This is a genomic window from Mesorhizobium sp. ORS 3428 (assembly GCF_001854785.1).
Lineage (GTDB): Bacteria > Pseudomonadota > Alphaproteobacteria > Rhizobiales > Rhizobiaceae > Mesorhizobium.
In genome coordinates this window covers 1-8245 of the sequence record NZ_MDFL01000020.1, presented here as the reverse complement: position 1 = coordinate 8245, position 8245 = coordinate 1, and the positions used below count along the sequence as shown (strand labels likewise).

General features: G+C 64.8%; 8 protein-coding genes and 1 pseudogene. 5 read left to right on the top strand and 4 right to left on the bottom strand.

Features of this window, described 5'->3' with window-relative positions; genetic code table 11:
- Window positions 1–658: GGDEF domain-containing protein (locus tag ORS3428_RS05075; RefSeq protein ID WP_122984372.1), on the bottom strand; the 658-nt coding region annotated here is incomplete at its 3' end.
- A 165-nt stretch (window positions 659–823) separates the two neighbouring features.
- Window positions 824–2623 carry a polysaccharide biosynthesis protein GtrA gene (locus ORS3428_RS05070; protein WP_071095193.1) on the bottom strand — a complete coding sequence of 600 codons (1800 nt, stop codon included), beginning with the start codon at window positions 2621–2623 and terminating at the stop codon, window positions 824–826.
- 139 nt (window positions 2624–2762) lie between these two features.
- Between ORS3428_RS05070 and ORS3428_RS05065 the strand changes: the two genes are divergently transcribed.
- The 4 genes from ORS3428_RS05065 (at window position 2763) to ORS3428_RS05050 (ending at window position 6839) form a co-directional block, all read left to right on the top strand.
- Window positions 2763–3773: a glycosyltransferase gene (locus ORS3428_RS05065; protein ID WP_071094652.1), complete on the top strand. Its 1011-nt coding sequence runs from the start codon at window positions 2763–2765 to the stop codon at window positions 3771–3773.
- Window positions 3773–4147 (top strand): GtrA family protein, encoded by a 375-nt coding sequence (locus ORS3428_RS05060; protein ID WP_071094637.1) that lies wholly within the window; start codon window positions 3773–3775, stop codon window positions 4145–4147. The genes ORS3428_RS05065 and ORS3428_RS05060 overlap by 1 nt, the downstream gene beginning before the upstream one ends.
- Window positions 4148–4215: 68 nt before the next feature.
- Entirely contained in the window at window positions 4216–5157 is a 942-nt protein-coding gene (gene gshB, locus ORS3428_RS05055) for a glutathione synthase (protein ID WP_071094635.1), read from the top strand.
- Between the two features lie 149 nt (window positions 5158–5306).
- Complete coding sequence (locus ORS3428_RS05050) at window positions 5307–6839, top strand: YifB family Mg chelatase-like AAA ATPase (RefSeq protein ID WP_071094649.1); 1533 nt, start codon at window positions 5307–5309, stop codon at window positions 6837–6839.
- Between the two features lie 24 nt (window positions 6840–6863).
- On the opposite strand, the pseudogene ORS3428_RS05045 reads toward ORS3428_RS05050, so the two are convergent.
- Window positions 6864–7148 (bottom strand): annotated as a pseudogene (locus ORS3428_RS05045) (malate synthase G); the annotation flags it as partial.
- Between the two features lie 156 nt (window positions 7149–7304).
- On the bottom strand, window positions 7305–7913 hold the full coding sequence (locus tag ORS3428_RS05040) for a short chain dehydrogenase (RefSeq protein WP_071094631.1): 609 nt from the start codon (window positions 7911–7913) through the stop codon (window positions 7305–7307).
- A 126-nt stretch (window positions 7914–8039) separates the two neighbouring features.
- Between ORS3428_RS05040 and ORS3428_RS05035 the strand changes: the two genes are divergently transcribed.
- Window positions 8040–8245: LysR family transcriptional regulator (locus ORS3428_RS05035; protein ID WP_274534779.1), on the top strand; the 206-nt coding region annotated here is incomplete at its 3' end.

Here is an 8245-nt window from a genome sequence, read left to right as displayed (position 1 = left end):
GGCGGGTGTTGAGATCGACGATCGGCTGGAAATGCGGCTCGACCTCGCCGGCGGAGACGGCGCGGCGCAGCGCCTGCTCGATGCGGGTGACGCGCTTGGCGGCCTCCTCCATCTCGCGGGTGTAGACGACGACGCGGCCGCGGCCCGAACGCTTCGCGTGGTAGAGCGCGGTCTCCGCCTTGTTGATGAGGATCTCTGTGGTCTCGTCGCCGAAGTAGAACAGCGAGCAGCCGACGGAGGCGGACAATCTGGCGGTGCGCTCGCCGACATCATAGGGCGCCGACAGGATCTCGATCAGCATGCGCGACTTCTCGGCCGCCTGCTCCTCGCTGAACACCATCGGGTAGAGGAAGGCGAACTCGTCGGCACCGATGCGGCAAACGGTGGAATAGCCGTCCATCGAGGCGCGCAGGCGCATCGCCACCTGGATCAGGATGTCGTCACCGGCCTTGTGGCCGAACAGGTCGTTGATCGGCTTGAAGCCGTCGAGGTCGAGGATGCCGATGGTGAAGGGCACCGGATCGTCTGCACGGTCGCTGATCAGGCGATCGACCTTGTCAAAGAAGCGACGGTGGTTGCCAAGTCCGGTCAGCGGATCGGTAAAGGCCAGATCCGTGTTCTCCCTGCCTGGCTGCCCTGTGCCAAACGTCGTTTGCATCATGTCCCTGTTCTGATGGCGGGTATTTTCCGCCAGACTGGCAGCAAAGCGTTTAGGAAAAGTATCGGAAAATCGATTTTCTGATCATCCGGAGCGGACCGCGATSCGACTCTCTTTCGCAATTCCGGACGGAAAMCCGCTGCGCACTTTTCCTGGAATTGCTTTTTAGCCGGCTTGCYTGACGCGATAGAGCTCAATCGGGCTGGTTTGGGTCTCGGCGACCGGCTCGAGCCAGTCCGGCACACTGCCCCGCATCAGGCCGGCGAGAAAGCCCTGCGGCGCCTTTTCCGCCAGCATCCGGCTTTCGCTGTTGCCGCGGCAGACCGCGACGAGGCCGACATGATGCGCTTGCGCGATCCGCCGCGCCTCGTCGGCCGAGCCGAGGAAGGCGTCCAACGCCATAAGGTTGCCGGCTACATTGCGGTGATAGGGTCCGGCAAAGACGCGATGCCCGGTGTAGGCGAGGACCGGCGAGCCGAGATTGGAGATGACCAGGACGGTGGTGGCGGGCATGCGGCCGAGCGGCGCGAAGGTGGCCTTCTTCTCGCAAGCCTCGTCCGCGCCGCTTTCCTCGGTGGGAATGGTCTGCTTTTCAAGCACTACTGAGGTGGCTGCCGCGGCGCCAGTCCAGACCGGATTGACCGACACCAGCCAGACGGCAGCCAGCCGCAGCGCCACGCCGGCGGAAGAACTGGTCTCGGCACGTGTGCGCCATTTCGCGATCCAGGCGGAGAGCGGAACCACGGCAAAGGCGACCGAGAATGTCGTGCCGCGAACCTGCCAGACGCCGACGATGAACGCGACGACAAGCAGCGCGCCGACCAGGCTGTCCTGTCGGCGCCAGCCGCCCCGGCCCAGGCGCAGCGCCATCAGAATGAGCGCCACCGCCGGTGTCGCGTAACGCGCCGCCACGCGGGAAGGGTCCTGTGCAAGGAGCGTAAAGAGCGATTGCGCCTCGTCGATATGATCGAGCCACAGCTCCTTCAGCCGTGGATCGAGATCGGCATAGGGCGCCGCCAAGCATTGCGGGAACAGCACCACGGCGACCACGCCGAGCGCGACGGCAAGCAGCCCGAGCGAGAGCAGACGCCGCTGCGCGCTGCGAGAGGCGGCGTCGATCGAGGCGATTGCCGAGAGCCCAACACCGGCTATGGCGGCGACGACGAACTGCACCGTGGAGAAGGCATCGCATTGCGCCTCGCCCCAGGCGGACGCCGGAATGGTGGCCAGGAAGACAAGCGCCGAGACACCGGCAAAGCCGAGGCCGAAATCCCGGGCGGTCTCGCGCTCGCCGCTTCCGTCGACAACGAATAGCAGGGAAACRCAAACCCCAATGGTGGCGACATAGGGCGCGGTTTCCATGCCGATGGCAAGCGTCAGCGCGGCGCAGAGGCCGGAAAACAGCGCCGCCGTCCGATGGACCGGCGCCTCGAGCAGCAATGCCAGGCTCGCCATGGTGAGCAACAGCTGGGCATTGTGATGGTCGAGCGCGGCGGGCGAATAGATCCCAAGGAAATGGAAGGCGGCGCCGCCGACAACGATCGCCGGCAGCATCGCGCTCTCGCCGGCGAATATGCGCACGGCGCGGATGGTGAAGAACAKGGTGAAGCAGAAAAGCAGCGCCGGCCAAAGCACCTGAGCGATGTCTTCGGCCAGGGGGACGGTGCCCGTCAGCGCCGAGGCGGCGAGGATGATGGCGGCGATCGGAGCGTCGATCAGCCTGGACCAGTGCATGACGAAGCCGCCCTCCGGACCCATCCTGTACTGATGCAGGTCGAACCAGCCCTGGCCGGCAAGCAGGTCGCGAACCTCGACCAGCCGCAGCAGATTGTCATTGTCGCCGCCGCCATCGGCCAGTTCGCTGAAGCCCATCCAGGCGTTGACGGCGAGCGCGAACAGAGCAGCCAGCAGCGCCAGCATGAGATCGGACTTCCAGGTGGCGGCGCCGTCCTTGGCTGTGCGCATCGTCGAGGCCTTTTGGAGATCGGGGGCTTAAACCTAGCCTTAACGGCTTCAATAAATAGTAAAGCGGCCTGGAGACACCGGCATTTGGGCCGGCATTGGCGCGGCCGGAGGGCCGGGCCAGGCATCCGGAGAGACAGACATGCCGCACGAAGTCCGCAACGAGCCGGCGATCGCCGTGCTGCTGCCCTGCTACAATGAGGAACTGACGATCGGCGAGGTCGTGCGGCGCTTCCGCGAAACGCTGCCTTCCGCGTCTGTCTATGTCTACGACAACAATTCCAGGGACCTTACCGCGCTCAGGGCCCGCGCGGCCGGCGCCATCGTCGTGCGCGAGCCGCGCCAGGGCAAGGGCAATGTCGTGCGCCGCATGTTCGCCGACATCGACGCCGACATCTATGTGATGGCCGACGGCGACGGCACCTATGCGCCGGAAGACGCGCCGCAGCTGATCAACATCCTGCTCACCGAGCGCTCGGACATGGTGGTGGGCACCAGGCGCGGCGTGAGAGACGATGCCGGCCGCCACGGCCACGCCTTGGGCAACCGCATCTTCAATCGGCTCTACAAGGGCCTGTTCGGGGCGGATTTCACCGATATCTTTTCCGGCTACCGGGTGTTTTCGCGGCGCTTCGTCAAGAGCTTTCCGGCGGTTTCCGGCGGCTTCGAGATCGAGACCGAAATGTCGGTCCACGCCTCGCAACTCAAGCTGCCGGTAAATGAGATGGCGCTCGACTACGGCCGCCGCCCGGAAGGCTCCTCGTCGAAGCTGTCGACCTTCCGCGACGGCGCCAGGATCCTTTGGATGTTCGCAATGCTGGTGAAGGAAACGCAGCCGCTGCGCTTCTTCAGCACCTTCGCCCTGTTCTTCCTCTCGGCGAGCGTCGGATTGATGATCCCGGTGCTGGTCGAATATGCCGAGACCGGGCTTGTGCCCCGAATGCCGACCTGGGTGCTGTCGGTCGGCATGCTGCTGCTCTCCATGCTGTCGGCGGTGACGGGATTGATCCTCGATTCGGTGTCGCRCGGCCGCRCCGAACAGAAGCGCATCTTCTATCTTTCGATCCCGTCCGGCCGCATCGAGCGCCGCGCCGACGTCAACGGGCAGGTGCCCCCGAAGAGCGAGCCGGGCAAGGCCTCGCGGGCGGCCTGATGGGTCGCCTTGCCCGCTTTGTGCTTGCCGGCGGCATCGGTTTCGTCGCCGATGCGGCGGCGCTTTGGCTGCTGCTCTCCGTCACGCCGCTTGGGCCTTTGATCGCACRCATGCTGTCGATCGGCTTCGCGCTCTGCGTCACCTGGCAGATCAACCGCCACCTTACCTTTTCGCCTTCGAGCCGGGRCATCGCCCAGGAGGGCGCGCGCTATGGCGGCGTCGGCATCGCCACCAGCATCGTCAATTATCTCGTCTACTGCGCTACTCTCTTCGCACTACCCACGCTGCCGCCGCTCGCAGCGCTGGCCTTCGCCTCGGTCGTCGCCATGGCGCTTTCCTTCCTCGGCTATTCGAGGCTGGTCTTCGACCGATAGCCTGTGGCCGATTGGCAGAAGCCTCCGAGTTCCTTATATCGGCGACGAAGCCCCTCCGGAGACCGCAGATGCCGCTGAAAATCGCCGTCCAGATGGACCATGTCTCCACCGTGTCGATCGCCGGCGACACGACCTTCGCGCTGTCGCTGGAGGCGCAGCGGCGCGGCCACAAGCTCTTCCACTACACGCCCGACCGGCYGTCCATGCTGGGCGRCAAGGTGTTCGCACGCGTCGAGGAGATGYAGGTGCGCGATGAGAAGGGCAGCCACTATTCGCTCGGCGAAYCGGTGCGCACCGACCTCTCCGAGATGGACGTGGTGCWGCTCAGGCAGGATCCGCCCTTCGACATGAACTATATCACCACCACGCATATACTGGAGCGCATCCACCCGAAGACGCTGGTGGTCAACGACCCGGCCTGGGTGCRCAACAGCCCGGAAAAGATCTTCGTCACCGAATTCCCCGACCTGATGCCRGAAACGCTGATCACCAAGGATCCGCGAGAAGTTGCCGCCTTCCGCAAGGAGTTCGGCGACATCATCGTCAAGCCGCTCTACGGCAATGRCGGCGCCGGCATCTTCCATCTGCTGGAGGCCGACCGGAACCTTCCCTCGCTGCTCGAAATGTTCGGCCAGCTTTTCCGCGAGCCCTATATCGTGCAGCGTTACCTGAAGGACGTGCGCAAGGGCGACAAGCGCATCATCCTGATCKATGGCGAGGCGGTCGGCGCCATCAACCGCGTGCCGGCCGAGCACGATTCCCGCTCCAACATGCATGTCGGCGGCCGCGCCGAGAAGACCGAACTGACGGAGCGCGAGCGCGAGATCTGCGCCCRCATCGGCCCTGCCTTGCGAGAACGCGGCTTCATCCTCGTCGGCATCGACGTGATCGGCGACTATATGACCGAGATCAACGTCACCTCGCCGACCGGCATCCGCGAGGTGCAACGTTTTGGCGGCGCCGATATTGCGGGACTTTTCTGGGACTGCGTTGAGGGGAAGAGGAAGTAATTTCGTCTCCGGCATTRGTTCGCCGGCTAGCCCGAGCAGCAATGTTCCCGTAATGTTCTTGCCTAAGCCGCAAATCTGTGGTTGTCTAGCCTGACTTCGCTCGCCGCTTGGTCGCAAAGCCGCGCGAGCCGCATCGGGGGCTTGAGACAATGGTGGCGCGGGTTCGCACGGTGGCTTTCCAGGGCATCGAGGCCGTGCCCGTCGATGTCCAGGTGATGGTAGCACCTGGCAAGGTCGGCATGCAGATCGTCGGGCTGCTGGACAAGGCGGTGGCCGAGAGCCGCGAGCGCGTGCAGGCCGCGCTGCATGCATCGGGCCTGTCGATGCCGTCGAAGAAGGTGACGGTGAACCTCGCGCCGGCCGATCTCCCCAAGGAAGGCAGCCATTACGACCTGCCGATCGCGCTCGGCCTGATGGCAGCACTTGGCGCCACTCCGGGCGACATGCTGGCCGGCTATGTGGTGCTCGGCGAATTGTCGCTCGACGGCACCATCGCGGCTGTTGCCGGCGCGCTGCCGGCGGCGATCGGCGCCAATGCGGAAGGGAAAGGCCTGATCTGTCCGTTCGCCTGCGGGCCGGAAGCCGCCTGGGCCGGCAAGGATTTCGATATTCTGGCGCCGCGCAGCCTGGTCGCGATTGCCAACCACTTTCGTGGCACGCAGGTGCTGTCGCGGCCCGAAGCCGGCATCCAGGTTTCGGCGCGCGACCTGCCGGACCTCGCGGACATCAAGGGCCAGGAAAGCGCCAAGCGGGCGCTGGAAGTGGCGGCGGCCGGCGGCCACAACCTCTTGATGGTCGGCCCGCCCGGCTCCGGCAAGTCGATGCTGGCGCAGCGGCTGCCCTCGATCCTGCCGCCGCTGGCGCCGAAGGAACTGCTCGAAGTCTCGATGATCGCGTCCGTTGCGGGCGAGCTCGGCGAAGGCAAGCTCACCGACCGCCGGCCATTCCGCGCGCCGCATCATTCGGCCTCGATGGCGGCGATGGTGGGCGGCGGCTTAAGGGCACGGCCGGGCGAGGTTTCGCTCGCCCATCACGGCGTGCTGTTCCTCGACGAATTCCCGGAATTCTCGCCGCAGACGCTCGATGCGCTGCGCCAGCCGCTGGAGACCGGCGACTGCGTGATCGCCCGCGCCAACCACCGCGTCACCTATCCGGCGCGCATCCAGCTGGTGGCGGCGATGAATCCTTGCCGCTGCGGCATGTCGGGCGAGCCGGGCTATCGCTGCCTGCGCGGGGAGCGCTGCCGCACCGAGTACCAAGCGCGCATCTCCGGCCCGCTGCTCGACCGCATCGATCTCAGGATCGAAGTGCCGGCGGTTTCGGCAAGCGACCTGATCCGGCCCGACCGGGCGGAGACGAGTGCGGCGGTGGCGCAGCGCGTGGCCCGGGCGCGGGCCATGCAGCGCGAGCGGCTGGAGAGACTGGGCGCCACCAGCGCCGGCACCAACGCGCATTGTCCGCCCGCGATCATCGAGGAGATCGCCAAGCCCGACACCGCCGGGCTGACGCTGCTCAAGGATGCCAGCGAAAAACTCGGCTTCTCGGCGCGGGCCTATCACCGCGTGCTGAAAGTGGCGCGGACGCTTGCCGACCTCGACGCCAGCGAAACCGTCGGCCGGATCCACCTCGCCGAGGCGATCTCCTACCGGATGAGCGCGGAGCGCATGGCGCAGGCGGCGTAACGTCCCTGGCGCGGATTTCCGGCGCTACCCTGCCCGGTCCTTCGCCTTCAGCTCCAGCCTGCGCGCATGCAGCACCGGCTCGGTGTAGCCGTTGGGCTGAACGGCGCCTTTGAATACCAGGTCGCAGGCGGCCTGGAAGGCGATCGACTTGTCGAAATCCGGCGCCATCGGCCGGTAGAACGGGTCGCCGACATTCTGGCGGTCGACGATCGCCGCCATGCGCTGCAGCGAATCCCGGACCTGGATCTCCGAACACACCTTGTGGCGCAGCCAGTTGGCGATGTGCTGCGAGGAGATGCGCAGCGTGGATGGGCTGTCGCAGATCGGACGACTGCGAGACGTCCCTTTAGAGCGTTCGGGCCTTCGAAGCGTTCAGGAAAGATCGGAGTGTCGCGAAATTCGGACTCGCGCGACACCCAGGCTCAGGCATTTATCGCGGCGGTTGGAGCGCCGCGGGCCTTCAGCTCAATGGCCGACCCGATACACGCGCCCGGTCTGCACGCCTTCAATGCTGCGTCTGTAGGCCATTGCGACACGCGTTCCCGAGACGCTTTCATAACCGGGRAAGAACGGACCAAAGCGGTCCATCGATTCCGTTAGCATCGTCGGGCTGACCGCATTGATGCGGATGCCTCTGGAGAAATCGCAGGCGGCGGCACGCACGAACCCCTCGATCCCGGCATTGGAGCTTGCGGCATTGGAGCCTTGCGCAATCGGATCATCGACAGCGATGCCGGAGGTCAGCGTGATCGACCCTCCGTCCGCAAGGTAATGCTGACCAACCAGCGCAACACGCACCTGACTGAGCAGCTTATGCTGCAAGCCTTTGTGGAACTCGGCCGCCGTCATTTTTTCGATCGGCGCCAGGATGACATTGCCTGCGGCTACAATGATGGCRTCAACTCGTCCGATTTTCCTGAACAGCGCATCCACGCTCTCATCATCGGCGATGTCGACCTGGTGATCACCCTGGGTGCGACCGACACGAATGATGTCGTGCCTGCCATCGYGCGCAAGCTCTTCCACCACGAAGCGACYGACATCGCCACTGGYGCCGATTACAACGATCCTCATAGAATATTCCTTTTCAAATTTCAGGCTGAAGCGTCGCTACTATTCACCGAACCATTGCGGTGATAAATGCGCCACRACTTCGTTGTTTGCGAACTGGTGGTTAGCAATATGGATAGATTACGGGCCATGGAAACCTTCGTTGCCGTCGTGGAAGGAGGCAACTTCACCGAGGCTGCGCAGCRGCTCGAAATGTCGGCCGTCATGGTWGGAAAATATGTGCGCCAGCTTGAAGACAGCCTCGGCGCGCGCTTGCTTGAGCGCACCACACGACGCCAGGGACTGACGGATGCCGGTCGCGTTTATTACGAAGATTCAAAGCGCGCGCTCGAATA

Coding starts and splice junctions, on each gene's coding strand:
- ORS3428_RS05050 (WP_071094649.1), top strand. CDS start 5,307: ATGGTGGCGCGGGTTCGCACGGTGGCTTTCCAGGGCATCGAGGCCGTG.